Source organism: Rhizobium sp. LjRoot98, from assembly GCF_964252935.1.
In the GTDB taxonomy this organism is placed as follows: domain Bacteria; phylum Pseudomonadota; class Alphaproteobacteria; order Rhizobiales; family Rhizobiaceae; genus Pararhizobium.
Window position 1 is genome coordinate 449,572 of record NZ_CAXUPW020000004.1, and the last position, 25,689, is coordinate 475,260.

Sequence of the window (25,689 nt, forward strand, 5' to 3'; positions counted from 1 at the left end):
CCCGGCGCTCTATTGAGCGCCGGGCTCTGCTTGGGAGGCAGATCAGCCGAGACCGGCTTCCTTCAGCTGGCGATCGATGCTCTCGACCAGCTGGTCGAGACCTTCGTCGACAGGAACTTCCTTGGCGACCATCTTCTGCAATGTCGCCGCCCATTCGGTGGTGACATCGAAGAACAATGGCTGCGGGGTGAACTTGATCGAAGCGCCGGCCGCCGATGCGTCGAACATGTCGACATAACCCGGATACTTGTTCAGCTTGGTCCGGAAGGCTTCGTCCTTCCAGACCGACTGGCGGACCGGATCGACAAAATCCATCTTGGTGGCGCCGAAGATCGCATGCTCCGGACCGGTCGCCCATTGCAGGAAGTACCAGGTGGCGTCCTTGTCCTTGGAGAAATTGGACATGGCAAGCGACCAGATCCAGATGTTTGGCGTCGAGGCCGTCGCATCCGGGTTGGCGGTGAAGGCGGCATAAGACAGCTGTCCGGCCATCTTGTTGTCGCCGCCGTTCATGAAGTAGCCCAGGCAATCGGCGTCGAAAATCATCGCCGAGGCACCGGCGCCGAGATCGGTACCGACCTGATACCAGGTATAGGTCGACCAATCCTTCGGGCCGCTTTCCTGGATCATCTGCACCCATTTGGCGTGGAAGGCCTTGGAGCCTGCCGTTCCCATCGCTGCCGACAGCTTGCCGTCGGTGACGTTCAGGTCCTTCTCGTTGAAGTTCGAGTAGGCGGACAGGAAGCCCGGATGGATCGTCGCCCAGGAGCGCGAGCCACGCACGCCGATACCGTAGATACCGCCGACATCCTTCTGCAACTTGGCCGCCACGGAAATCATGTCATCGAGGTTCTTCGGCACGGAAACACCGGCCTTGTCGAACATCGACTTGTTATAGGTGATGTTGTTCTGCTCGAACGCCCACGGAATGCACCACTGCTTAGCGTCGTCCGAACCCAGCGCGCCGCCGGGCTGGCCGTTCCAGGCGCAGGAATTCTTCACGCCCGGCAGGAAGTCGTCCCAGGCGTAGTTTGGGTTGGTCTTTTCCGGATCGTTGATCCATTCCTTGAGGTCGGTGATCCAGCCGGCCGGACCATAGGTCCAGGTCATGTAGGCGCCGGTCATGAACGCATCATATTCGGTGGAGCCGGATGACAGGGCAGCGGTCACCTTGTCGAAATAGACGTCTTCCGGAAACACGTCATACTTGACGTCGATGCCGGTCAGGTCCTTGAACGACTGCAGGTTGGCAATCATCGCATCGGCATAGGGATGCTTGTTCAAAAGCAGCTTTACGGTCTTGCCGGAATGTTTCTTCCAGTCGAAATCGGCAGCCATTGCCCTGGTGGACATCATGTTGAGCAGCGTGCCCGCCGCACCAGCCGTAACGCCCATGGCGCCGAGGCCCTTCAGCATTCCGCGGCGGTCCACCTCTCCACGCAGGAATGCACTGATCAGGTCTTTCTCTTTCTCATGCATTGGTCTTCTCCTCCTTCACGGGCAAAACATGCTCAATCCATTGAGCCGTACCGGCTTACCCGACCGGTATTTCCTCCAGATCGCAGCGCGTGCACCCCGCGGCACGGTGCCGGACGGGATGCAGCTGCGAAAGGCTTGAACCGAACCACTCCCCGGATCAGTCGCAAGCCGTCACTCCCTATGCGGGACAGCGCCGTTTCAGGCGGCATCCTCCATCAATGTCTGCGCCGTCTTCTCGTCGGTGATCAGCCCGCTCAGAAACCGGCTTTCCAGCACGGCACGAATGGCGCGCGCCTTCACCTTGCCGCCGGCAACAGCGACCGTACGGCGGTTTTTCAGGTCCTCACGGCTCAGCGTGAATGTGCGGTTCGATAGCGACGTCTCGATCGGCTGGCCCCTGTCGTCGAAGAAATGGCCAAGCAATTCGCCGGCACCACCACCATTCTTGATTTCCTCGATCTCGCTCTTTTCGATCATGCCGGTGGAGACCAGCGATGCTTCGCGCTCGACCGTGCCGATGCCAACCAGCAAAAGGTCGGCGCTGCTGGCAAGATCGAACACTTCGCGCACGCCGCGCTGATTGAACAGAACATCGCGATCCTCGACGGTATTGGCAAAGAACGGCACCGGCATCACATAGGCCTCCGCCCCCGTGCGCTCGGCCAGCCGGTGGATAACGTCATGGGGATTGGCGGAAAACCGGCGGGTCAGGCCACCGAGCAGCGAGACGAAGCGGACGTCGTGATTGGTGGTGCGCGGCAGATATTCGACGCAAGCGGCCAGTGTGCGGCCATGCCCCATGCCGATCAGCACCGGTCCCTCTTTCTCGATCTCCCGCTTGAGGAACTGCGCACCGGAGATACCGAGCGCTTTCAGCGGCAGGTCCTCCGGATCGAAATCAGGAACGACTTCACAATAGTCGAGGCCATAACGCGCCGACAGTTTCTGCTCCAGTTCAACGCATTCGGAGACTTCGCCGTCGATATAGACCTTCACCAGACCTTCCTGGTTGGCCTTGGTGATCAGACGATGGGCTTTCAGCGATGTCAGACCGAGGCGCTTGGCAACTTCGGACTGGGTCAATCCACCGGCATAGTGCAGCCATGCTGCACGCGTCGCCATGCTTGACTCATCGTCCTTGAAGGAGCCACCGCCCTGAACCATACCCCGCCTCCCGTTCCTGCTATTTTTTTCACTAGGTGATATTTTTATCTGTTGATGAAAGAATTTTCACGCAATGAAAAATTTGTCAAGCACGTTCGATGCGGCGGCGCACCAATTCGATATGCACCTGCAGCCTTAAAGAGCGTGACTGTGGACAAACGCAAAGCGCGCCCGGTTGCCCGGACGCGCTGGAAAAAAGAGAGGCGTGGAAGACTAGGCTTACGCCTCGGTCTTTTTCATCAGCCGGGCTTGCAGTACCACAACGACGAGAAGGAAAGAGCCGCGGATAACGGACTGCCAGTAGGCCGAGAGCGAAATCCAGCCGAGACCGTTTTCAAAATTGAGGACGTTGAACACCATGGCGAGCAGCAGTGCCCCCGCCAGCGTCGCGCCGACCGAACCGGAGCCGCCGGTCAGCAACGTACCGCCGACCACGACAGAAGCAATAGCAAACAGTTCCCAGCCCACGCCCTCTGTCGGCTGCCCCGCGCCGAACTGCGAGGCAAGGATAACCCCGGCAAGACCGGCAAGCAGACCGGACAGCGCATAGACGGCAAAAAGCGTTTTTTCGACCTTTAATCCCATCAGATTGGCCGTCGCCTCACCATCACCGATCGCCAGCACATGCCGCCCGGCAGGATGCCGCTCCAGAAAGACCCAGCCGAGCACATAGGCGAGCGCGGCAATCCAGGCAGGAATCGGAAATCCGAGAAAATCGTCCTGCCCGATCATCGTGAATCCGGTGTCATAGGACACCGAAACAGACTGGTTGTTGGCCAGCAGCAACGCTGTCCCGTAGGCAGCCAGCATCATTGCCAGCGTTGCGATAAACGGCTGGATCCGCATCCGGGTGATGATCAGGCCATTGATTGCGCCAGCAATCAGCCCGGCAACCATACCGCCGGCCAATCCCGGAAACCATCCATACGGCGACAGATAGGCGGCAACCACGCTCGCCATCGCCGCCACGCCGCCGACCGAAAGGTCGATGCCGCCGGTGATGATGACAAAGGCCATGCCGAGCGCGATCAGCGCGAACATCGAATTGTAGCGCAGGAAACTCAGGATGTTGAACGGCGAGATGAAATTGTCATAGCGCAGCGCGCCGAACAGGATCAGGCCCGCCAGCGCCAGAAGCACGCCGAGGCGGGCGAAGTCGCCGGAGGATTTGGCCATGAAGGGCCGCGAGAGGGTTTTCAGCATGGAGGTCATATCCGTTATGCCTTGGCACGTTGCTGGATGAAGACGGCGACGACGATCAGGCCTGCCTTGACGATCAATGCCGCCGCATCCGGCACGCCGTTGGCAAGAAGCGTATAGCGCACCAGCTGGATGACGAAGGCGCCCAACACCGTGCCGACGATATTGGCCCGGCCGCCCGTCAGCAGCGAGCCGCCAACGGCAACCGCGGCGATGGCATCAAGCTCCATCCCGAGCCCAACCAGATTGGCGTCGCTCGCCGAATTGCGGGCAACGACGATCAGCCCGGCAACACCGGCGAGAGCACCACTGACAATGTAGACAAAGGTTTTGACCCGCCGCACCGGAATACCTGTCAGCCGCGCCGCCTTCTCGTTACCACCGACGGCGATGATCTGGCGGCCGATGACCGTGTAGCGGATCAGGCAATGAGCGAGCACCGCGACAATGATCATGATGATCACCTGCGCCGGAATACCGGCGATACGGCCCATGGCGATGAACTGGAAATCCGGGTTCTTGAAAACCTGCAGATTGCCGTTGGTGGCGACCTGGGCAATTCCCCGCCCCGCAATGAACAAGACAAGTGTGGCAATGATCGGCTGGATCGAAAACCGCGTCACCAGCACCCCGTTGAACCAGCCAAATGCCATGACCAGCAGAACCGGGAGGATGAACGAGAGAAGAATGAGAATGCCCATGTTCTCGATCGGCAGCACCTTGCCCATGAAGATCATCGGTGCAACTGTACCCGCAATCGCCATGAGAGACCCGACCGACAAATCGATGCCACCGGTGGCGATCACCAATGTCATCCCAACGGCGACGATGACGATGGTTGCCACCTGCGTCAGGTTGACGTTGAGCGTCTGCCAGGAAAGGAAGTTCGGCGTGACGATCAGGTTGAACAGCACGAGCAGGATGAAGGCTGCAAATGTGCCGTAACGGCTGAGAAACTGCGCCATATTGGGGCGGGCGGCACGCTCTCCTGGAGCGGATGTATCGATCGTCGTCATGTCAGTTCACCTGATGGGCCATGGCGGAAAGCAGCGCCGTCTCACTGAGTTCGTTCCGGTTCAACACCGCAACCGAGCGGCCGTCGCTGAGCACCGTGACACGGTCTGCGGCCGCCAGAAGCTCCTCCAGCTCCGAGGAGATCATCAGCACGCTCAGGCCTTCGTCGGCTAGGCTGCGCAAGAGCTTCAGGATTTCCGCCTTGGCACCGATATCGATGCCGCGCGTCGGCTCGTCGATGATCAGAATGCGCGGATCGGTGCAGAGCCAGCGGGCAAGCAGCACCTTCTGCTGGTTGCCGCCCGACAGCTCCTTGATCGGCTGATCAGGGGAAGCGCATTTGACGCCCAATGCCTTGATGTACCGCGTGACAATCTCCTGCTGACGGGCACGGTCGACAATGCCGGCCTTCTTCAGCTTCGGCAGCAGCGCCAGCGTCATGTTCTCGCGAATGCTCATGTCCGGGATGATGCCGTCGATCTTACGATCCTCTGACACCAGCCCGATCCCGTCGGCAATGGCATCGGCCGGCTCGGAATAGCGGCGCTCCTTGCCATCAATCCGGATCGCGCCCTTTTCCATCCGGTCGACCCCGAAGATGATCCGCGCCGTTTCCGTGCGGCCAGAACCGAGAAGACCGGCCAGACCGGAAATTTCACCTTCGCGCACACTCATGCTGACATCGCGGACCCGCACGCCGGACCCGGCACTTTCAACAGAGAGCCGCACCGGTTTCATCTCGCCGTCATCGCTATCGCGTGCAATCGCTTGAAAGGCCGCCAGTTCCTTGCCGAGCATATGGCGGACAAGTTCCATTTTCGGCATATCTGCCATGGCGCTATGCGCCACCGTCTGGCCATCGCGCATGATGGTGACGCAATCGCAGATTTCATAGAGTTCATCCAGCCGGTGGCCGATAAACAGAACGGAGACGCCGTTCCTCTTCAGCGTCCGGATCGTTTCGAACAGAATAGCGACCTCACGCTCGTCAAGGGACGATGTCGGCTCATCCATGATCACCAGCCGGGCCTTCTGCGTCACGGCACGGGCAATCGCAATCATCTGCCGGGTGGCGGCGCTGAAATGTCCGACGGGAAGATCGACATCGATATCAAGATTGAAAGTCTTGAGCACGGAGGCTGCCCCCTCGCGCATCGCCCGCCGGTCAAGCAGCCCGAGGCCCGTTCTCGGTTCACGTGCCAGATAGATATTCTCGGCGACTGAACGCTGCGGCGCCAGATTGATTTCCTGATAGATCGTCGCGATGCCTCGCGCCTGGCTGGCGCCGGGCGTTGCGAAAACGACGTCCTCACCCTCGAAGCGGATCAGTCCGGTATCGCGCTGATAGGCTCCGGTCAAAATCTTGATCAGCGTCGATTTTCCAGCGCCGTTCTGGCCGACCAGCGCCATGACCTCGCCCGCGGCGATTTCAAGCGAGGCTGATCGCAGGGCGGGCACGCCGGAAAACGCCTTGGAAATATCCTGCATGGACAGCAGCATGTTTCCTCCATCCTCAATAAGCAGACATGAAAAGCCGGCCGGAATGGCGATGCCACCCCGGCCGGAAGCGACAGTCTTGGGAGATCAGTAAGCGCTCGACAGTTCGGCCGATGCATTGGATGCATCGTAGAACTTGTCTGTGTTGATGACCCATGGCTCGATCTTATCACCAGCGGCGTAACGCGTCATCGTTTCAAAAGCCTTTGGCCCGAAACGCGGATTGCACTCGACCACGGCATTGATCTTGCCATCGACCACCGCCTGAACGGCTTCCTTGCCACCGTCGATGGACAAGACGAGGATATCCTTGCCCGGCACCTTGCCGGCAGCTTCGATGGCTGCAATGGCTCCAATCGCCATTTCGTCATTGTGCGCATAGACAATGTCTGCATCCGGATGTGCCTGCAGCAGAGCCTCGGCAACCTGACGGCCCTTGTCACGGGCAAAGTCACCGGTCTGCGATGCGACAATCGTAAAACCGCCGGCAGCGGTGATGGCTTCGTCAAAGCCCTTCTTGCGATCGTTGGCCGGCGATGAACCGGTGGTGCCTTCCAGCTCGATGATCTTCGACTTGCCGTTGGCGTTCTTGGCCAGCCACTCGGCTACACGCTTGCCTTCGTCGATGAAGTCGGAACCGATGAAGGTGACATAATCTTCACCTGCCTTGGCAAGCGACTGATCGACGTTGCGGTCGAGCAGGATGACCGGAATGCCGGCTTTCTTCGCAGCCATGACGGCCGGGATCAGCGGCTTTTCTTCGCGCGGGGCAAGGAAGATCACGTCGACACCCTGGGCGATCATCGAGTTGACGTCGGCCACCTGCTTGGCAGCAGACCCGGCAGCGTCTGTATAGACCAGCTGGTAGCCCATCTTCTGGGCTTCCGCCTTCATGCTTTCGGTCTGGGCAATGCGCCAGGGATTGTTGGATTCGGTCTGCGCGAAGCCGACCTTATAGGTATCTTTCTTGGCCAGAGCCGGCAGCTCCGCGTAAGCGACGGTGCCGGCAAGCGCGATGGCGCCCATGGCTGTTGCGGCAGCCAGGAACGTGCGGCGTGAAATCATGGACATCGGTATTTTCTCCTCCGAAATTTACCGGTACTCCTCTACCGGGCAGTGAGCATTTTCCGCTTCACATACGTAAATCTTGCGCTAATAATATTATCAGTCAAGCGCTAATTTATTAGCATGCGCACAAAAAATAATTCTGCATCGCAGCAGAAACCGGGATGGAAGCGAGACAGGACGATGGCACGAGGAAACGGGCGGAACAGCGCTTCCAACAAGCAGGGAGAGACAGGCCGGCCAACCATGACGGACGTGGCGAGGATTGCCGGCGTGTCACAATCCAGCGTCTCACTTGTGCTCAACGAGATGTCCGGCGCCCGCATTTCAGCCGAGACCCAGATGCGGGTGCGCGAGGCAGCTCATAAAATTGGTTATAAATTACCAATGACGCGAAACGAGGTTGATACCGTCCCGCATGTGGAAAAGGACACCATCGCCTTCATCGTCGACGAGATTTCCACCAGCCCGCATCCCGTCGTCAGCCTCGACGGTATCCGTGACTATGCATTCGAACAGGGGCTGCTGGTCTCTGCCCATGCCACCCGCTCCAATCCCGACCTGCAGGATGCCGTTCTGCGCTCGGTCCTGCGTGACCGCTCCATCGCCGGCGTCATCTACGCGACGATCTTCACCCGCAAGGTCACCGTGCCGCCGCAGCTGAAGGGCATCCCGACGGTGCTGCTCAATTGCTATTCGGAACCGCGCCAGCATATGGCAATCGTGCCCGGAGAAGTCGCCGGCGGCTTTACCGCAACCGCGCATCTGACCAGTCTTGGCCACAAACGCATCGGCTTCATCAATGGCGAGCCCTGGATGGATGCCGCCATGGATCGCCTCAAGGGCTACAAGCAGGCGCTTGCCACCGCCGATATCGCCTTTGACGAAACGCTGGTGCGCGACGGCGACTGGTTGCCCTTACGCGGCTACGAGGCAGGACTTGACCTGCTCTCGATGCCCAATCCCCCATCCGCCATCCTCTGCGGCAACGACCTGATGGCGATCGGCGTCATGGAGGCGGCCGCCGAAAAAGGGTTACGCGTGCCGGAGGACCTGTCCGTCATGGGCTATGACGACCAGGAACTGGCCCGTTACACCCACCCGCCCCTCTCCACGCTTGTGCTGCCCAACTACGAGATGGGCCAGAAGGCCGCCGAAATCCTTATCGACATGGCAATCCACGGCAAGCAGCCACGGCCGATGACAATCAAGGTCGATGGCCCGCTGGTGCGCCGCGGCACGACAGGGAAACCGGCATAGCCTGGCGTTTTCGCAGAAACGCCTTCATTTCCCGCTCAATCTCGTGTTGAAGAAGATCAGCACACGATGGAGACGGGCAAGGCATGCAAGTGACGAAATCCTGGAAGCGCCGGCTGCGCAAGTGGCGCAATCGCATGGCAAAACGCCTGCTCGCCACCCGCATCGGCCGCGAAATGCTCGTCAACGCAGTGAGCCCGAAAATCCTGTCGATGACGGCAGATTGCGGCGACCATCTGATGACCTTCTCCCCACACGACTACATTGGCCGGAAGATCTACCGCAAGGGCCATTTCCAGCGCGAAAATGTCGTGCGGCTCCTCAGCGTCCTGCGGCAAAGGGCCTTGCTGCAACCGGAAAAGGTTCTGCTCGAACTCGGCGGCAATATCGGTACGCAGACGGTCTATTTCGCATTGAGCAAAGCCTTCCGCCACATTGTTACGGTGGAGCCAGACCCGCGCAACTTCAAACTTCTCCGTACCAATATCGACCAGAACAATCTCCATGAAGAGATTACGGCGATCAATGTCGCTGCCGGAGAAAGCGAAGGCACGCTCGATTTCTTCATGCACAGGGATAACCACGGCAAGAGCAGTGCGCTTCGTCAAAGTGAGCGGGACATCCAGATCAAGGTTCCCGTAAAACCGGTTACCGCCATGCTGACAGAGGCAGGCGTTGCGCCTGACGATATCGGCCTTATCTGGATGGATATCGAGGGTTACGAGCCGGTTGCAAGCCGGTCCATGCAGCCGCTTCTTGCCAGGCGCGTGCCATTCTATATGGAATTTTCGCCGGTCTTCTACGGACCGGCGGGATCACAGGCATTCGTCAATTATCTGGCAGGCTTCTATGAAAATTGCATCGTTTTCTATGAAGACAGCCAGGTGGACATGAAGGTCAAAGCCCTGCCCATCGGCAAGGATCAGTTCGACGTTTTGCTCCTGCCCTGAGCAACCCGTCCGCCAGATAGACGGGCAGCGGCAGCCAGATTAGCGCTTCCGGTAGAAATAGGTCCGGCCCGGATCGGCACCGGCAGGCAGTGGCAGCGGCTCAAGTTCAGGATGATCAAGCGGCAACCCGCTTGCGGCCACGCCACCGGTTTTCAGCGCGGCGGCGATCGACTGCGGCAGCCAAGTCAAGGTCTTGGCATCCTTTTCCCGATACGCCGTGCCGATATCGGCATGTGCGAACGCGATGCCCTTTCCGGAAAACTGGGCGATCGTCTCCTTGATGTCGCCAAGGATAAGGTCCGCTTCCGGCGGTGTCGAATCCGGATGCGACCCGACGGCGCGGTCGAAAACGATGATCCGGTTGTCCGGAAACAGTTCGCGGATATGGTCGTAGGTCCGGCCGTTGCCAAGGCCGATTTCAAGAATCACGCCATCTGGCGCGACCATCGAAGCCTCCTTGATATGGTTGAGAACAGCGCGCTGCGAGTGCATGCGGGAGATAAAACCATCAAGACGACTCATCTATTTCCATCCATCCATTCAAATCATGCCAGTCGCCTCGCTTAACACGAGTGCCCGCGCCTGGTCGACCATGAGAGCGGGAAAATATCGGTAAACTCAACCAGACGCTCGTGGGTCGGTTTCCCGTGTGATTTCCCGGTTCCTCCTTATCAAACGACATCGCCTGCCCTTGGCGAATATGTTAGCCTTCAAACATGAGCCAGCTTTCCAGCGAAACATTCTTCAGCGCGCTGCCGGTCTTCGTCGAATTCGAAGGCGTCGCCAACAGCGACAACTACCGGGCACTGCCCGCTGACTGGGCGCTGGCAACGGCCGACATCGTCGATTCCACCGGTGCGATCGAGGCGGGCCGCTACAAGGCCGTCAACATGGCGGGAGCCAGCGTCATCTCCGCGATTCTCAATGCGCTGGGCAATAACGACCTTCCCTTCGTCTTTGGCGGCGATGGCGCCATGGTCGCCGTGCCGCCGTCCGGCGTAGAGAAGGCACGCGATGCGCTCTCGGCAGTGCAAGGCTGGGTCGGCGAGGAATTGCAACTGACGCTGCGCGCAGCACTGGTGCCCGTAGCCGACGTCATCGCAGCGGGCCTTGCCGTTCGTGTCGCCCGGTTCCAGGTGAACCCCGATGTGTCCTACGCGATGTTTGCCGGTGGCGGTTCAAGCTGGGCGGAAGCGCGGATGAAGGAAGGCCTGTTTGCCGTGCCACCTGCACCGTCAGGCGCACGGCCGGACCTGACCGGCCTTTCTTGCCGATGGAACCCGATACAATCCCGGCATGGCGAAATCGTCTCCATCATCGCAATTCCTGCCGGATCGGACAACCTAACCGCCTTCCAGGCTCTGGTGGCCGACATCGTTGCGCTGGCCGCAGGCGAAGAACGGGATGGCCATCCGGTCGCAGCCGAAGGCCCGCAGATCGGACTGTCGATGGCGGGGCTGGCTGCGGAAACGAAAACAGCTCCGAAGGGAAAACGCTTCACCCACAGGCTGTTCATTTTGGCGCAATATCTCCTGATCGTCGGCCTTTATCGGCTTGGCCTGACACTTGGCCGTTTCGACCCAAGGGCATACCGGCAGGATGTTGCCCGCAATACCGATTTCCGCAAGTTCGACGATGGCCTGAAGATGACCATCGATGTTGATGCGGAACGGTTTCGCCTGATCGAGGCGCGGCTTGAGCAAGCCGCACGCGCCGGTATCTGCCGCTTCGGCCTGCACCGGCAGGATTCGGCGCTGATGACCTGTATCGTACCGACACCGCTCAGCCGCGACCACATGCACTTCATCGATGGTGCAGCTGGCGGTTATGCCATGGCCGCCAGCCGGCTGAAGAAGCATATGCCGGCCCCTTCCCCTATCGCGGCGGTGCGGCCAGCTATGCCTTGAGAATATTGGCGCCTTCGATCCCTCTGCAGGCAAAGGCGTTGCGCGTGTCGACGATCAACGGCGACCAGCGGGCAATCGCTGCATAGTCGACCGCATCATGATCAGTCGCGATCAGAACCGCATCAAACCCCTTGACCGATTGCTCGTCCAGCGACACCGATGTCCGCCCCTTCAACGCCATGTATTCGCGTGTCTTTGGAATCTCGGTGACATGCGGATCGTGATAGGCGGCATTTCCGCCCCGTTCCTCGATCAATTCGATCAGCTTCAATGATGGGCTTTCGCGGATATCCGGCACGTTCTTCTTGTAGGCAAGACCGATCACCAGCACCTTCGACCGGCTGAGCGCCTTGCCGCAATGGATATCCAGTGCCTCGGCAAGCCGCCCGACGACATGCTTTGGCATGGCCGAATTGATTTCGCCGGCAAGCTCGATGAAACGCGTTGGCAATTCGTATTCGCGCGATTTCCAGGTGAGATAAAAAGGATCGATCGGAATGCAGTGCCCCCCGAGCCCCGGGCCGGGATAGAACGGCATGTAGCCGAAAGGCTTGGTCTTGGCCGCGTCGATCACTTCCCAGATGTCGATGCCCATCGCCTCGTAGACGACCTTCAACTCGTTGACGAGGGCAATGTTGACCGCGCGAAAAATGTTCTCGGTCAGCTTGACTGCCTCGGCTGTCGCGGGAGACGACACCGGCACGACCGTGTGGACGACGGCGCCGTAAAAAGCCTTCATCAGCTCCGCGGCCGCCTCGCCGTCACCGGCCACGACCTTCGGGATGCTTGACGTGTGGAAATCGCGATTGCCCGGATCCTCGCGCTCCGGCGAGAAACCAAGGAAGAACTCCTGCGCCGATTTGAGACCAGTCTTTTCCAGGATCGGCCTCACCACCTCGTCCGTGGTGCCGGGATAAGTCGTCGATTCCAGAACGATCAGCTGGCCGGGCTTCAGTGTCTCGGCAATGCGATCACACGTACGGGTGATGAAAGACAGATCCGGATCGCGATGTTTCGTCAAGGGCGTTGGAACGCAGATGACGATGACGTCGCAGCCGGACAGCTGGCTGAAATCGGTCGTTGCCCGGAACCTCCCCTCCCCGGTTTCCGTTGCCAGGACAGCATCCGGAACCGCATCGATATAGGATCGTCCTGCATCGATCGCGACGATCTTCTGCGGGTCGATATCAAAGCCTGTGACAGAAAAGCCGTTTCGGGCAGCGGTGATCGCCAGCGGCAGGCCGACATAGCCAAGCCCGATCACACCCGCACGGGCGCTACGGTCTGCGATCTTCGAAAGGAGGGCCTCGCTCACGGAAGAATGGACGGTCAAATGCGTGTTCTCGACTGATCGTGGCGCACTGAAGCGCCTTTGCGGATGGGGGTCAGTTGAGGATAAATTGGCCCGAAGTCAAGAACCGCACCGGTTTCACCTGTTAGCGCGGCCGGAACAATTATCCAATTTTTGTCGGGCTGGAATCTGGTTTTGCCATTTTCGCCACTTATATGGGGAGGGTGCAAACGCCTGATCTATCGCGACGCAGACCGGACTTCGGGCGGCGCCGGGATTTCGTTGAGAAAGCGATACGCCGCCCAATGAATATTCACAGAACCACTGTTTCCACTCACCTGCTGGACCGCGTATCGAACTGGTTGCAACAGGCCGCCCTCAATGGTGAAACGCTCGAAACGGTCGTTACGGGCTTTTGCGAAAGGCTGGCCGCCTCCGGCCTGCCGCTCAACCGCGTCCACTTGAGCTTTTCGATGCTGCATCCGCTCTACGACGCGCTCGGGTTCACCTGGTTGCGCGGTCAGGGCGTCACAGTCGAAGGTTATCGCGCCGACCCGTCCGATGAGAAGCCGGACCGGTTTCTGCTCAGCCCCTATTATTATCTCCTGAGCAACAATCTCGAACATATGCGCCGCCAGATCGACCTCACGGGTCCGTCCGAGTTTCCGATATTCGACGAGTTGAAAGAGATGGGCGTCACCGACTATATCGCCTTCGTCCAGTCTTTCGGCGAAACCTCCGGCCAGGGCATGATCGGCTCCTGGTCGACCGATGCCCACGGCGGTTTCAGCGACAATGTCATCGAGGCACTACTGCGTATCCAGAACAATCTGGCCGTCGCCGCCAAGATGGCCGTTCTCGGCAAGCTCGCCGACAATATGCTGACCACCTATCTCGGCGCCAATGCCGGCAAACGCGTGCTCTCCGGTCAGACCCGGCGCGGCGATGGCGAGACCATCCGCGCAGCCTTGGTGATGGCCGACATGCGTCAATCGACCGTGCTCGCCGAAAAGGAGGGGCGGCAAGTCTATATCGACACGCTCAACCAGTTCTTCGATGCGATCGCCACCCCGTTCAGCCGCAATGGCGGTGAAATCCTCAGTTTTGTCGGGGATGGTTTTCTTGCCGTCTATCCCTGCGGCCGCCATCGCGAACCATCGCAGGTCGCAGCCCTTGCCGCGATGGCTGCCGTGCGTCAGGCAGCAGCGCATATGGGCGAACTCAATGCCGGCCGCCTAAGGCAGAGCCTCCCGGAGGTCCGATACGGCATCGGGCTGCATGTCGGCAATGTCATGTTCGGCAATGTCGGCCTCAACGACCGCCTAACCTTTTCCGCCTTCGGCGCTGCCGTCAACGAAGTGGAGCGACTGCAGGGGCTCACGAAGAAGTATGCCCAGCCGATCGTGGCCAGCCAATCTTTCGCAACCTATTGCGGCGGCGACTGGGTGACGCTTGGCCAGGAAAAGCTGCGCGGCGTTGGCCAGAAGGTCACCGTGCTGCTGCCGGGGCAGGACAATATGAAGCTCGACGATGGCGAAGCCATCCGCAACAATGCAATGGAGACGCGATCCGAGGCAGAGCAGGTCATGCTGCTCTACCGTAACAGCAAGAAACCGCAGCCGCGAGACCTGCTCTGGAACAAGCTGCTGCAGTAAAGATCAGCGCTTGATTGGCGGGATAGAGAGCAGAAGCATCCCGCTCGAATGATTGACATTTCCCCACCGCGCCGGTCAACCGCCGCTGCGAGTATATCCGTGCGCACTTTACCAGCCGAAGGTCATGGACACGTCAATTTCCGTGGGATAGTCTCCTTTTTTGAGGAACCGGGTTAAAGCCCGGAAGCGCGCTCCGCAAGATCGCGGGCCGCCGTGAAACAAGGACACTTGCTCGCATGAAATCAGGCGCGGACCTGCTGCGGATCGAGAATTTGAATATCTCGTTCGCGATGCTCGGTGGGCAGATCGATGCCGTCCGCAATGCTAGCCTGCGCGTCCTGCCAGGCAAGGTGACTGCGCTGGTCGGCGAATCCGGCTCCGGGAAATCTGTGATCAGCCAGGCGGTGATGGGCATCCTGCCGAAATCCGCCACCTGTAGCGGCCGCATTCTCTTTTGCGATCCTGCCCAGGACGAACAACCGGTCGATCTTCTGGCCATGCCGCGCGACGGACGGGAAATCCGCAATCTGCGCGGCAACCGCATCGGCAAGATCTTCCAGGAGCCGATGACCTCGCTGTCGCCGCTGCACACGGTCGGCAATCAGATCAGCGAGTCCCTGAAAATCCATACGCATATGTCCAGCCGCGAGCGGCGCGACCGCACCGAGGAAATGCTGGGACTGGTCGGGTTTCCCAAGCCGTCACGCGCCTTCGATATGTACCCTTTCGAGCTGTCGGGTGGCATGCGCCAGCGCGCCATGATCGCCATGGCGCTGATCTGCAATCCCGCGCTTCTGATTGCCGACGAGCCGACGACTGCGCTCGATGTGACCATCCAGGCGCAGATTCTGCAATTGTTGCGCAGCCTGCAGACCAAGCTGAACATGGCGATGTTGCTGATCACCCATGATCTCGGTGTCGTCGCCAATGTCGCCGACGAGGTTGTGGTCATCTATCACGGCGAGATCATGGAAGCCGGACCGGTGGAGGCGATTTTCCGCAATCCCTCGCATCCCTATCTCAAAGGCCTGATGGCAGCCGTTCCGCATTTCGACATGAAGCCCGGCGAACGCCTGAAGGCACTGCGCGAGGTCCCTGTCAATACAAGCAGCCTGCTTGGCAAGAAGAAGATCATTGCTGCCGACGAAGCGCTAAAGCCGGAAATCCTGCTATCCGTGCGTGATGTCAGCAAGACCTTCACCACCCGCAAATCGAGCTGGATGAGCAAGGACGCGGCAGCCGCTGTCAAGGCCGTCGACGGCGTCAGCTTCGACATCATGCGCGGCGAATGTCTTGGGCTGGTGGGCGAAAGCGGCTGCGGCAAGACCACGCTCAGCAAGATCCTGATGCGCGCAGTGACGCCGGACACCGGCGCCGTGATGCTCAACAGCAGCGACGGCCCGATCGACGTGTTGAAGGCGGAAGGTTCGGAATTGCAGGACCTGCGCACCAAAGTCCAGATGGTGTTCCAGGATCCGGTTTCCTCGCTGTCGCCACGCATGACGGTGCAGAACATCCTCAGCGAACCACTCGAAATCCATGGCCGCGGCAATGGCAAGTCCCGCGTGGAAAGAGTGACCGCGCTGCTGAAAGCGATCGGCCTCAGCGAACGCCACCTCAATCGCTATCCACACAGCTTTTCGGGTGGCCAGCGGCAGCGCATCGGCATTGCCAGAGCACTGGCGCTCGGACCTGACCTGTTGATCTGCGACGAGCCTGTTTCGGCGCTCGATGTGTCGGTTCAGGCGCAGATCCTCAACTTGCTGAAGGATCTGCAGAAGGAGCTGGGACTTACCTACCTGTTCATCTCGCACAACCTCGCCGTCGTCGACTACATGGCCGACCGGATCGCGGTGATGTGTGGTGGCCGCATTGTGGAAATCGCCCCGCGCGAGACGCTGATGGAAGCGCCCGTTCATCCCTACACCAAATCGCTGCTCGCCGCCGTGCCCTTCCCCGATCTCGACCGGCCACTCGACTTTTCGCTGCTCAATCCCAGTGGCGCCGCCGACAAGCGCAGCTGGGGCAAGCATTTTTCCGATGATGGAGACGCAAATGTGCTGGGGACGGCAGACCTCGGCAACGGTCATCTTGTTCTGGCGCGAAAGAGCGCCGATGTCAGGGAGCTCGTACCATGATCACACGGCGCACTACCCTTGGCCTGCTTGCTACCGCCCTCGTACCCGGCATCGCACGAGCGACACCGGAGCCGCCATTCCTGAGGCCCTTTCTGCGGGCTCAGGCCCTGCCTGACCTGCCGGATCGCCTGCCGAAAAACCCACGGCGCGTCAATCTCGCCGCCATGGGCCGTGAGCCCGGAAAGTATGGCGGCACCGTCCGGATGCTGATCGGCAGCCAGAAGGACATCCGGATGATGACGATCAACGGCTATGCCCGTCTGGTCGGCTATACCGAGGACCTGAAATTCCAGCCCGATATTCTGGAAAGCTTCGACGTTCAGGAAGGCCGGATCTTCACCTTCAAGATCCGTGATGGCCACCGCTGGTCGAACGGCAGCTACCTGACCTCCGAGGATTTCCGCTATACCTGGGAAGATGTCATCCTCAACAAGGATCTGCGCAAAGGCGGCGTCCAGCGCGAACTTCTCGCCGATGGCGAAGGGCCGACTTTCGAGATCATCGACGAACTGACCGTACGCTATACCTGGAAAGTGCCGAACCCGGATTTCCTGCCGGGCCTCGCAGCCGCTTCCCCGGTCGTCATCCTGATGCCGTCGGCCTATATGCGGCATTTCCACAAGAAGTATCAGGACGATTTCCGCCTCTCGGCGCTGATGAAACGGTATCGCGTCAAGAAATGGGCCGATCTGCACATCAAGATGTCGCGCCAGTACCGGCCTGAAAATCCCGACCTGCCGTCGCTGGATCCGTGGATTCCGCGCACGGCCCCGCCAGCCGAGCAGTTCGTGTTCGAGCGCAACCCGTTCTTCCACCGGATCGACGAAAACGGCTTGCAGCTGCCCTATATCGATCGCTGGCTGCTCAATATCAGCTCGTCGGAAATCATCGCGGCCAAGACGGGTGCCGGTGAAACCGACCTGCAGTCCACCGGCGTCGATTTTTCCGACTACGCCTTCTTCAAGGATGCGGAAAAACGCTATCCCGTGAAGGTCAATCTCTGGAAACGTATTCAAGGCTCCCGCCTTACCCTTCTGCCGAACCTCAACTGTGCCGACAAGGTCTGGCGCGATCTGTTCTGGGACGTCCGCTTCCGCCGCGCCCTGTCTCTGGCGATTGACCGGCACGAAATCAACATGGTCAGCTTTTACGGCCTTGCCAGCGAAAGTGCCGATACCATCCTGCCGGACAGCCCGCTGTTCAAACCGGAATACGCGGCGGCCTGGGCCAGCCATGATCCGGATCAGGCCAACAGGCTGCTCGACGAGGTCGGCCTGACGCAACGCAACAGCGACGGCATCCGTCTCCTGCCCGACGGACGGGAAGCCCAGATCGTCGTCGAGACCGCCGGTGAGAGCACGCTCGAGACCGACGTGCTGGAACTCATCAAGGACCATTGGGCGAAAATCGGTTTCGCGCTTTTTATCAAGACCTCGCAACGGGACGTTTTCAGCAGCCGGACGATGAGCGGCGAGATCATGATGTCGATGTGGTCAGGCATCGAAAACGGTGTGCCCACAGCCGATATGAACCCCGGCGATCTTGCACCCAGCAGAGACGACCAGTTTCAGTGGCCGGCATGGGGCATGTACTACCTGTCCATCGGACAGAACGGCAGTGCGCCAGAGTTGCCCGAAGCAATCAAGCTGATCGATCTGCTCAAGGAATGGCGAAAAACCGTCGAAAAGGAAGACAGAACGCGTATCTGGCACGAAATGCTGGAAATCTATACACAGAACGTCTTCTCGATCGGCATCGTCAACGCAGCACTCCAGCCGATCATGCACTCCGCCTATATCCGCAACATTCCCGAAAAAGGCCTCTACGGTTTCGACCCGACCTGCTATCTCGGGGTCTACATGCCAGATACGTTCTGGTACAGCGAAGAGGTTAGCTGACCATGTTGCGTTACATTTTCTGGCGTATCCTGGCGATGATCCCGACGCTGGTGATCATCTCAGCGCTGGTCTTTACCATCATCGAACTGCCGCCGGGTGATTACTTCGAGAGCTACATTGCCGAACTTCGTGCCCAGGGCGAAGCCGTGGACACCGCCGAGATCGATGCTTTGCGTAAGGAATACGGCTTCGATCAACCCCCGGTGATGCGTTATTTCCATTGGGCCGCGGGCCTGGTGCAGGGCGATTATGGCTATTCCTTCGAATACCAGCTGCCGGTCAACGAGGTGGTGGGCGACCGGCTGTGGCTGACCGTGCTGGTCTCCTTCGTTACCATCCTGTTCACCTGGCTGATCGCCTTTCCGATCGGCATCTATTCCGCCACGCATCAATACAGCTGGGGCGATTACGGCCTCACCTTCATCGGACTGATCGGCATCGCCATTCCGAACTTCATGTTCGCGCTGATCCTGATGTATTTCGCCAATATCTGGTTCGGCACCTCGATCGGCCATCTGATGGACCAGAAATATCTGGCCGAACCGATGAGCTGGGCAAAGGCGAAGTCCATTCTCGAACATCTGTGGATACCGGTGCTGATCGTCGGCACGGCAGGCACTGCCGGCATGATCCGCCGTTTGCGCGCCAATCTGCTCGACGAACTGCAGAAACAATATGTCGTGACTGCCCGCGCCAAGGGCTTGCATCCGTTCCGCGCACTGGTCAAATATCCGCTGCGCATGGCACTGAACTTCTTCATTTCGGATATCGGCTCGATCCTGCCGGCAATTATTTCAGGGGCGGAAATCACGGCGATCGTGCTTTCGCTCGAAACGACGGGACCGATGCTGATCAAAGCGTTGCAAAGTCAGGATATGTATCTTGCTGGTTCGTTCCTGATGTTCCTGGCCTTCCTCACCGTGATCGGCGTGCTGATTTCTGACATCGCGCTCGCATTGCTTGATCCGCGCATCAGACTGCAAGGCGGTAGCACCAAGTGACGGTATCCCTCCCCCAATCCGGCGAACCGCTGTCGCACTACGTTTCAACGGCACCCTTCGATCCGCACTCCGTCGATGCGATGACCGAAGAGCAATCGCGGATCTATCAGGCCTCGCAATTGCGGCTGATGTGGTGGAAATTCAAGAAGCACCGGCTGGCGCTGTTTTCCTTGTATTTCCTGGCCTTCCTGTACGCGACCATTGCGATCGTGGAGTTCCTGGCCCCGTACAACCTGCATACCCGCAACGTCGATTTCATCCATTCGCCGCCGCAACGCGTCCATCTTTTCCACGATGGAAAATTCGTCGGACCGTTCGTCTATGGCCGTACGATGACGCTCGATATGGATACGCTGCGCCGCATCTATACGGACAAGCCGGATCAGGTCGAACCGATCCGCTTCTTCTGCCGCGGCGATGGCTATAAATTCTGGGGCCTGGTGCAGACCAATGTGCATCTGGCCTGCCCTGCCAAGGACGGGCAAATGTTCCTGCTGGGGAGCGACCGGCTCGGCCGCGACGTGCTGTCACGTATCCTTTATGGAGCGCGGATATCGTTGACCATCGGCCTGCTCGGCATCACCATGAGCTTTGTGCTGGGCATCACCATTGGTGGACTTGCAGGCTACCACGGCGGTGTCTTCGACCTGATCGTCCAGCGTATCATCGAGGTGCTGCAATCGATACCGAGCATTCCGCTATGGATGGCGCTTGCGGCCATCATGCCGGTGACCTGGAGCCCGATCCTGATCTACCTGGGCATCACCGCCATTCTGGGCCTGCTCGACTGGACAGGGCTGGCGCGCGCGGTGCGCTCCAAACTTTTGGCCTTGCGCGAAGAGGACTATGTGCAGGCAGCCCAGTTGATGGGTGCCGGCTCAGGCCGTATCATCGGTCGCCACCTCGTGCCGGGTTTCATGTCGCACCTGATTGCAACGGCGACGCTCGCGGTCCCCGGCATGATCTTGGGCGAGACGGCGCTAAGCTTCCTTGGCCTTGGTCTGCGCCCGCCGATCACCAGCTGGGGTATTCTTCTGACCGAAGCCCGCAGCGTCAGCGTCATTGCTTTTTATCCATGGCTGTTGTTTCCAACCATCCCGGTCATCCTCGTGATTCTGGCGTTCAATTTCCTGGGCGACGGATTGCGCGATGCAGCCGATCCGTACAAGTGAAGTGGATACCCATATGCTAAGGACGCTCCTTCCGGAGATTGGCAACGCCATGGGAGATAAGAGGCCCCGCTTATGACGCGCCGGATCGAAGACGCCCGCATCCTCATGTACAGCCATGACACGTTCGGCCTCGGTCACCTCAGACGGTGCCGGACGATCGCGCATTCGCTGGTCGAGGACTATCGCGGCGTCAACATCCTGATCATTTCAGGCGCGACCATTGCCGGTGCCTTCGATTATCGCGCCCGCGTTGATTTCGTCAAAATCCCCAGCGTCATCAAGTTGCGCAACGGCGAATACACCTCGATGGACAGGCATATCGACCTGCACGAGACGATGAAGATGCGCAAATCGATCATCCGTCACACGGCAGAGACATTCCAGCCGGACATCTTCATTGTCGACAAGGAACCGATGGGGCTGCAGGGCGAAGTCGAGGACACCCTCGCCTATCTGAAAAAACAGGGAACGACCCTGGTTCTTGGCCTGCGCGAAGTCATGGACGCGCCGCATCTGCTTGATGCGGAATGGAAGCGTAATGACGTGATGCGAAAGATCGGCCAGTTCTACGACAGCGTCTGGGTCTATGGCCCACCGGATTTCTACGATCCCCTCGTCGGCCTCGACGTACCCCCGACCGTGCGCAGCAAGATGGATTTCGTCGGCTTTCTGCAGAGAAGCGTCTCGCAGGATGTCGAATCCGAACACAAGCCAAAGGGCGACTATATTCTGATCACCACGGGTGGCGGCGGCGACGGCTCCGACCTAATCCACGATGTGATCGATGCCTATCAGGAAGACCCGACCCTGACGCACAAGTCGCTGATCGTGCTCGGTCCCTATATGCCGGTCAAGCAGCGCCACAAGCTGTTGATAAAATGCGCGAAGATCCCTTATCTTGAGGTGATCGAGTTCGACAACCGCATGGAAGAGCTGATCGCTGGCGCCAAGGCCGTGCTCGCCATGGGCGGCTATAACACCTATTGCGAGATTCTGTCCTTCGACAAACCGGCGCTGATCGTCCCGAGGGTCATGCCGCGCGAAGAACAGCTTATCCGCGCCAGCCGCGCCGCAGAGCTTGGGCTGATCGACATGCTTCTGCCCGAAGAGGCGGCCGACCCGATGCGCTTTGCCGCCGCACTCAAGGCGTTGCCCGCGCGCGATCCACCCTCAAAGAGCGCCAAGGGCATGACGCTTGAAGGTCTGGCGAACATCTCGCAGATCGTCGGAGAATGGCTTGGCCGCCGCGACCGCGAGCATTTGAAGGTCGTCAAGGGATTGAGCCAGAATTGACTGAACGCCGCAAGATCGTCGTGGTGCTGAAGGGATATCCGCGCCTGTCGGAAACCTTCATTGCCCAGGAACTGCTTGGATTGGAACGCGCGGGCTTCGACCTTGAGCTGGTGGCACTGCGTCGGCCGACGGACAAGAAGCGCCATCCGATCCATGACGAAATCCGCGCCCCGGTCCATTATCTGCCGGAATATCTGCACGAGGAACCGGCTCGGGTCGCCCGTGCGCTCTTCCGCTGCCTGCCAAAAACCGGCTTCTGGCGCGCTTTGCCCGCGTTCGTCAGCGATCTTTGGCGCGACCGGACCCGCAACCGGGTTCGCCGCTTCGGCCAGGCGATGGTTCTCTCTGCCGAATGGCCAACGGGCGGCAAATGGCTGCACGCGCATTTCATCCATACCCCCGCCTCCGTCGCCCGCTATGCCAGCATGATCACCGGCATCGGCTGGACCTGTTCGGCCCATGCCAAGGACATCTGGACATCCCCGGAATGGGAACTGGCCGGCAAGCTCGCCAGTACCCGCTGGACCGTGACCTGCACGCAGACCGGCTTTGAGCACCTGCGCCATCTTGCCGGCGGCAAGCCCCATGTCCACTTGAGTTACCATGGCCTCGATCTCAGCCGTTTCGCACCCTTTGACGGTACTCGCCCTGACTATGACGGCTCCGATCCCGCACATCCCGTCACGATCGTCAGCGTCGGCCGCGCGGTCGAGAAGAAGGGCTTCGATATCCTTTTGCGGGCGCTGAGCCTCTTGCCTGCCGGTCTCAACTGGCGGCTCGTCCATATCGGTGGCGGCGATCTCTTGAAGAAGCTTCAAGCACTCGCATCCGAACTTGGCATCGCCGAGAAAATTGTTTGGCACGGATCGCTGTCGCAGACCGAAGTGCTGCAGCAATATCGCACCGCCGATATCTTTGCGCTTGCCTGCCGCATCACCGCCGATGGTGACCGGGACGGATTGCCAAACGTGATCGTCGAGGCATCGAGCCAGGCGCTGGTCTGCATATCGACGGATATTTCCGGGATACCCGAGCTTCTCACCGATGGCGAAAACGGCTTTGTGGTCCCGCCGGAATGCCCACAACCGCTTTCACGCGCGCTGGAGCAAGCCATCCGCGATCCGGCGCTGCGCAAGCGTCTCGGTGAAGCAGCCGAACGCAAGGTCCGTGGTCACTTCGACCATCAGACCAGCATCCGCCAATTGAAAGACCTGTTTGAGAGTGAGTGGCGGAATGACCGATAGCAGACCAAGAGGCCCCCGCGCCTTTTTCTATGTGCAGCACCTGCTCGGCATCGGCCATCTTGCCCGGGCAAGCCGTATCGCCCGCGCGCTGGCCGAAGACGGTTTCGAGGTGACGGTCGTTACCGGCGGCACCCCGGTGCCCGGTTTCCCCGGCCCACTCGTCCAGCATGTCGCCCTGCCGCCGATCACGTCAGGTGATGCCGGCTTTTCGGGGCTCGCCGATATCAATGGCAATCCGGTCGATGACGCCTTCAAGGAAAGCCGCAAGGAACAACTGCTCGCCGCCTTTCACCAAAGCCAGCCCGATATCGTCATCATCGAAGCATTCCCGTTCGGCCGCCGTCAGGTCCGGTTCGAACTTTTGCCGCTGCTTGAGGCGATTGCGGCGATGGAAAACAAGCCGCTGGTCGTCACGTCGCTGCGCGATATCCTGCAGGAACGCTCCAAGCCCGGCCGCGACGAAGAAACGGTTGCCCTGGTGAAGCAGTATTTCGACCGGGTTCTGGTGCATGGCGACCCCGCCTTTGCCCGGCTGGAGGACACGTTTCCGCTGGCTGCCGAAATTACGGACAAAGTCATCTATACCGGGTTGGTCGCAGCCCCCGCCCCTGCGCAGCCAACAGAGCGTTTCGACGTTATCGTCTCGGCCGGTGGCGGCGCCGTCGGCAATGCCTTGATCCGCGCCGCCCTCGAAGCGGCAAAATCGATCGGCGGTTCACTGTCCTGGGCCTTGATCACCGGCCCCAACCTGCCACAGTCCGACTTCGACGCGATCTCGGCCGATGCGCCGGCCCATGTCAGCGTCTACCGCTTCCGTCCGGATTTCGCGAGCCTTCTCGCCGGTGCGAAACTGTCGGTCTCACAGGCGGGCTACAACACCGTTTGCGACATCCTGCGGGCCGGATGCCATGCCCTGCTCATCCCCTTCACCGCTGGCGGCGAAACCGAGCAGACGGTTCGGGCCGAACGCCTCGAAAAGCTTGGGCTGGCCCATGTCCTGACCGAGGACGATCTGTCGGCAGAGAGCATGACGCGGGCGATCGAAACAGCGCTTGCAGCGACGAACCGCCCGCCGCACACGCTCGATCTCGACGGCGCCCATCGCACCGCCGAAATCCTGCGCGGATTGATCTGATCGAGGATCAGACCGTCCCGATCACCATGAAACGGGTATATTTCTTCATCTTCAGCGACCCGGCAAAGGCCAGGTGGCTAAGTGATGTCTGCTCCTTGAAGGCCTCCAGCGACGGCACGCAGTTGATGTGGGTCGGCTCGCTGAAATAATCGTTCGACTGCAGCAGCACCTTGGTGCCGCGCGGCAATAGAGCCAGCCATGCCGGCAGATCGGCAATGTGCTCGCAGCTGGTGTTGATGACGAGATCGGCGCCGCGGGTGCTGTAATCGACCGTATACATATCGTGCGTGGTCGTGCGGAAACGCTCACCAACTTTGGCGTTCAACGTCTCAGCGATTTCGGCGACGGCCGGATCGATGTCGATGCTTTCGAACAGGTCGATGTCGAAGCGGCTGTCATCGAAACACATGGCCGGAAGCACGCCATACCAGCCGCCGAGCAGGACGATGTGCTTAAATTTTCCGCCAAGGCTTTCAAACAGCTTTTCGCGTGCCCATATCTTGCTTCCAACCTGCTTGTGGTTGAAGGCCGTGCCGAGGTCCGCATCCGGATATTTGGCGATGACTTTCGCAAGGCCTTCTATCAGAGAGCTTCCCGTATAGGCGGACAGACCGCGGATGATATCGAAGGCACTCTCGTGCCAATCTGTTGTGTTTGCTTCGTTTGATCGGGTGGTTTTCATCATGCGCGTGTTGTAGTCTGGACTTTTCTGGAGTGCAAGGAATGCAAGTCAACCTGAAGGATGCCACCTCCGTTTCGCCGCCCCTGGAGGCGGGAAAGGACATACCGCATCTGGCAGGACTGGGCGCAACCATGCGGCAGGTCTTTGCTGCCCACTTCATGCGCGACTGCCCGCACATCCTGGAAATCGGCGGCCATATCCGTCCAATCACCCCTTATCTGACCCATCATCCGCTATCGGTCACCTCCGTCGATCCGAAGACGGAGGCCTATGAGGCAAACGAGCTGAACGGCCAGCATTGCCATGTGCGGCATATTCCGGCCAAGTTCCAGCAGATCGACTATCATTATCAGCCCGGAAGCTATGGTCTCGTCCTGCTCGGTTACTCGCTGAAACCGTTCGGCCGCAAGGATCCGCTCGGCGACCTGTTGTTCTCGCTGATCGAAAACGCCAAGACCGTCGTGATCGAATACGCACCGGAACTCGAACGCGCCGCCTCCCAGGTCCCGCATATCGTCAGCCGTCCGGCAGTGACGGTTCGTGGACAATTCGATCTTCATCTGCACGACCCGGAGATCGCCGGCACACCCTATGCTGCCCGGCGCTTCTACGTCCTTGACACCCGCTATACGGCCAGTTGAATCTCC

General features: G+C 59.6%; 21 protein-coding genes. 12 read left to right on the forward strand and 9 right to left on the reverse strand.

The window, feature by feature from the left end:
• Positions 1-42 precede the first annotated feature (42 nt).
• From ACSQ3J_RS16545 to ACSQ3J_RS16570, 6 genes are all read right to left on the reverse strand, one after another.
• The gene (locus ACSQ3J_RS16545; protein WP_060505984.1) at positions 43-1,479 is read right to left on the reverse strand and encodes an extracellular solute-binding protein; all 1,437 of its coding nucleotides are present in this window, start codon (positions 1,477-1,479) and stop codon (positions 43-45) included.
• 198 nt (positions 1,480-1,677) lie between these two features.
• Entirely contained in the window at positions 1,678-2,643 is a 966-nt protein-coding gene (locus ACSQ3J_RS16550) for a sugar-binding transcriptional regulator (protein WP_060505985.1), read from the reverse strand.
• A 219-nt stretch (positions 2,644-2,862) separates the two neighbouring features.
• Positions 2,863-3,855, reverse strand: coding sequence for an ABC transporter permease (locus ACSQ3J_RS16555; RefSeq protein ID WP_060505986.1), 993 nt, complete (start codon positions 3,853-3,855; stop codon positions 2,863-2,865).
• Between the two features lie 5 nt (positions 3,856-3,860).
• A complete protein-coding gene (locus ACSQ3J_RS16560; RefSeq protein ID WP_060505987.1) occupies positions 3,861-4,859 on the reverse strand; it encodes an ABC transporter permease in 999 nt (332 codons plus the stop codon).
• A gap of 1 nt (position 4,860) precedes the next feature.
• Entirely contained in the window at positions 4,861-6,357 is a 1,497-nt protein-coding gene (locus ACSQ3J_RS16565) for a sugar ABC transporter ATP-binding protein (RefSeq protein WP_060505988.1), read from the reverse strand.
• Between the two features lie 84 nt (positions 6,358-6,441).
• A complete protein-coding gene (locus ACSQ3J_RS16570; protein WP_060505989.1) occupies positions 6,442-7,425 on the reverse strand; it encodes an ABC transporter substrate-binding protein in 984 nt (327 codons plus the stop codon).
• Positions 7,426-7,602: 177 nt separating this feature from the next.
• On the opposite strand from ACSQ3J_RS16570, the gene ACSQ3J_RS16575 reads away from it, so the two are divergent.
• Both ACSQ3J_RS16575 and ACSQ3J_RS16580 read left to right on the forward strand, forming a co-directional pair.
• Positions 7,603-8,679: a LacI family DNA-binding transcriptional regulator gene (locus tag ACSQ3J_RS16575; RefSeq protein ID WP_060505990.1), complete on the forward strand. Its 1,077-nt coding sequence runs from the start codon at positions 7,603-7,605 to the stop codon at positions 8,677-8,679.
• A gap of 83 nt (positions 8,680-8,762) precedes the next feature.
• On the forward strand, positions 8,763-9,626 hold the full coding sequence (locus tag ACSQ3J_RS16580; RefSeq protein WP_060505991.1) for an FkbM family methyltransferase: 864 nt from the start codon (positions 8,763-8,765) through the stop codon (positions 9,624-9,626).
• A 39-nt stretch (positions 9,627-9,665) separates the two neighbouring features.
• Here ACSQ3J_RS16580 and ACSQ3J_RS16585 read toward each other — a convergent pair whose 3' ends face one another.
• Complete coding sequence (locus ACSQ3J_RS16585) at positions 9,666-10,148, reverse strand: class I SAM-dependent methyltransferase (protein ID WP_060505992.1); 483 nt, start codon at positions 10,146-10,148, stop codon at positions 9,666-9,668.
• Positions 10,149-10,342: 194 nt separating this feature from the next.
• Between ACSQ3J_RS16585 and ACSQ3J_RS16590 the strand changes: the two genes are divergently transcribed.
• Positions 10,343-11,533 carry a DUF3095 domain-containing protein gene (locus tag ACSQ3J_RS16590; RefSeq protein WP_060505993.1) on the forward strand — a complete coding sequence of 397 codons (1,191 nt, stop codon included), beginning with the start codon at positions 10,343-10,345 and terminating at the stop codon, positions 11,531-11,533.
• Here ACSQ3J_RS16590 and ACSQ3J_RS16595 read toward each other — a convergent pair.
• A complete protein-coding gene (locus ACSQ3J_RS16595; RefSeq protein ID WP_436039561.1) occupies positions 11,523-12,866 on the reverse strand; it encodes a nucleotide sugar dehydrogenase in 1,344 nt (447 codons plus the stop codon). The two genes, ACSQ3J_RS16590 and ACSQ3J_RS16595, sit on opposite strands and share 11 nt — an antisense overlap.
• 263 nt (positions 12,867-13,129) lie before the next feature.
• Here ACSQ3J_RS16595 and ACSQ3J_RS16600 point away from each other — a divergent pair, with 263 nt between their 5' ends.
• From ACSQ3J_RS16600 to ACSQ3J_RS16635, 8 genes are all read left to right on the forward strand, one after another.
• Positions 13,130-14,479 carry an adenylate/guanylate cyclase domain-containing protein gene (locus tag ACSQ3J_RS16600; protein ID WP_060505995.1) on the forward strand — a complete coding sequence of 450 codons (1,350 nt, stop codon included), beginning with the start codon at positions 13,130-13,132 and terminating at the stop codon, positions 14,477-14,479.
• A gap of 236 nt (positions 14,480-14,715) precedes the next feature.
• Complete coding sequence (locus ACSQ3J_RS16605) at positions 14,716-16,617, forward strand: ABC transporter ATP-binding protein (RefSeq protein ID WP_060505996.1); 1,902 nt, start codon at positions 14,716-14,718, stop codon at positions 16,615-16,617.
• Entirely contained in the window at positions 16,614-18,515 is a 1,902-nt protein-coding gene (locus tag ACSQ3J_RS16610; RefSeq protein WP_060505997.1) for an ABC transporter substrate-binding protein, read from the forward strand. The genes ACSQ3J_RS16605 and ACSQ3J_RS16610 overlap by 4 nt, the downstream gene beginning before the upstream one ends.
• Positions 18,516-18,517: 2 nt before the next feature.
• Positions 18,518-19,516: an ABC transporter permease gene (locus ACSQ3J_RS16615; RefSeq protein WP_060505998.1), complete on the forward strand. Its 999-nt coding sequence runs from the start codon at positions 18,518-18,520 to the stop codon at positions 19,514-19,516.
• The gene (locus ACSQ3J_RS16620) at positions 19,513-20,688 is read left to right on the forward strand and encodes an ABC transporter permease (protein WP_436039563.1); all 1,176 of its coding nucleotides are present in this window, start codon (positions 19,513-19,515) and stop codon (positions 20,686-20,688) included. The genes ACSQ3J_RS16615 and ACSQ3J_RS16620 overlap by 4 nt, the downstream gene beginning before the upstream one ends.
• A gap of 72 nt (positions 20,689-20,760) precedes the next feature.
• On the forward strand, positions 20,761-21,981 hold the full coding sequence (locus tag ACSQ3J_RS16625; protein ID WP_436039565.1) for a glycosyltransferase family protein: 1,221 nt from the start codon (positions 20,761-20,763) through the stop codon (positions 21,979-21,981).
• Positions 21,978-23,225: a glycosyltransferase gene (locus ACSQ3J_RS16630; RefSeq protein ID WP_436039567.1), complete on the forward strand. Its 1,248-nt coding sequence runs from the start codon at positions 21,978-21,980 to the stop codon at positions 23,223-23,225. The genes ACSQ3J_RS16625 and ACSQ3J_RS16630 overlap by 4 nt, the downstream gene beginning before the upstream one ends.
• Positions 23,215-24,360 carry a glycosyltransferase family protein gene (locus tag ACSQ3J_RS16635; protein WP_436039568.1) on the forward strand — a complete coding sequence of 382 codons (1,146 nt, stop codon included), beginning with the start codon at positions 23,215-23,217 and terminating at the stop codon, positions 24,358-24,360. Before ACSQ3J_RS16630 ends, ACSQ3J_RS16635 begins: the two co-directional genes overlap by 11 nt.
• A 7-nt stretch (positions 24,361-24,367) precedes the next feature.
• Here the strand turns inward: ACSQ3J_RS16635 and ACSQ3J_RS16640 are convergent, their stop codons facing one another.
• Positions 24,368-25,045 carry a class I SAM-dependent methyltransferase gene (locus ACSQ3J_RS16640; RefSeq protein ID WP_436039569.1) on the reverse strand — a complete coding sequence of 226 codons (678 nt, stop codon included), beginning with the start codon at positions 25,043-25,045 and terminating at the stop codon, positions 24,368-24,370.
• A 38-nt stretch (positions 25,046-25,083) separates the two neighbouring features.
• Here ACSQ3J_RS16640 and ACSQ3J_RS16645 point away from each other — a divergent pair, with 38 nt between their 5' ends.
• Entirely contained in the window at positions 25,084-25,683 is a 600-nt protein-coding gene (locus ACSQ3J_RS16645; RefSeq protein ID WP_436039570.1) for a hypothetical protein, read from the forward strand.
• The last annotated feature ends 6 nt before the right edge of the window (positions 25,684-25,689 follow it).

Bases quoted from the DNA above. Each gene is read 5' to 3' on its own strand.
- ACSQ3J_RS16545 (WP_060505984.1), bottom strand. From the start codon at position 1,479: ATGCATGAGAAAGAGAAAGACCTGATCAGTGCATTCCTGCGTGGAGAG.
- ACSQ3J_RS16550 (WP_060505985.1), bottom strand. From the start codon at position 2,643: ATGGTTCAGGGCGGTGGCTCCTTCAAGGACGATGAGTCAAGCATGGCG.
- ACSQ3J_RS16555 (WP_060505986.1), bottom strand. From the start codon at position 3,855: ATGACCTCCATGCTGAAAACCCTCTCGCGGCCCTTCATGGCCAAATCC.
- ACSQ3J_RS16560 (WP_060505987.1), bottom strand. From the start codon at position 4,859: ATGACGACGATCGATACATCCGCTCCAGGAGAGCGTGCCGCCCGCCCC.
- ACSQ3J_RS16565 (WP_060505988.1), bottom strand. From the start codon at position 6,357: ATGCTGCTGTCCATGCAGGATATTTCCAAGGCGTTTTCCGGCGTGCCC.
- ACSQ3J_RS16570 (WP_060505989.1), bottom strand. From the start codon at position 7,425: ATGTCCATGATTTCACGCCGCACGTTCCTGGCTGCCGCAACAGCCATG.
- ACSQ3J_RS16575 (WP_060505990.1), top strand. From the start codon at position 7,603: ATGGCACGAGGAAACGGGCGGAACAGCGCTTCCAACAAGCAGGGAGAG.
- ACSQ3J_RS16580 (WP_060505991.1), top strand. From the start codon at position 8,763: ATGCAAGTGACGAAATCCTGGAAGCGCCGGCTGCGCAAGTGGCGCAAT.
- ACSQ3J_RS16585 (WP_060505992.1), bottom strand. From the start codon at position 10,148: ATGAGTCGTCTTGATGGTTTTATCTCCCGCATGCACTCGCAGCGCGCT.
- ACSQ3J_RS16590 (WP_060505993.1), top strand. From the start codon at position 10,343: ATGAGCCAGCTTTCCAGCGAAACATTCTTCAGCGCGCTGCCGGTCTTC.
- ACSQ3J_RS16600 (WP_060505995.1), top strand. From the start codon at position 13,130: ATGAATATTCACAGAACCACTGTTTCCACTCACCTGCTGGACCGCGTA.
- ACSQ3J_RS16605 (WP_060505996.1), top strand. From the start codon at position 14,716: ATGAAATCAGGCGCGGACCTGCTGCGGATCGAGAATTTGAATATCTCG.
- ACSQ3J_RS16610 (WP_060505997.1), top strand. From the start codon at position 16,614: ATGATCACACGGCGCACTACCCTTGGCCTGCTTGCTACCGCCCTCGTA.
- ACSQ3J_RS16615 (WP_060505998.1), top strand. From the start codon at position 18,518: ATGTTGCGTTACATTTTCTGGCGTATCCTGGCGATGATCCCGACGCTG.
- ACSQ3J_RS16625 (WP_436039565.1), top strand. From the start codon at position 20,761: ATGACGCGCCGGATCGAAGACGCCCGCATCCTCATGTACAGCCATGAC.
- ACSQ3J_RS16635 (WP_436039568.1), top strand. From the start codon at position 23,215: ATGACCGATAGCAGACCAAGAGGCCCCCGCGCCTTTTTCTATGTGCAG.
- ACSQ3J_RS16640 (WP_436039569.1), bottom strand. From the start codon at position 25,045: ATGATGAAAACCACCCGATCAAACGAAGCAAACACAACAGATTGGCAC.
- ACSQ3J_RS16645 (WP_436039570.1), top strand. From the start codon at position 25,084: ATGCAAGTCAACCTGAAGGATGCCACCTCCGTTTCGCCGCCCCTGGAG.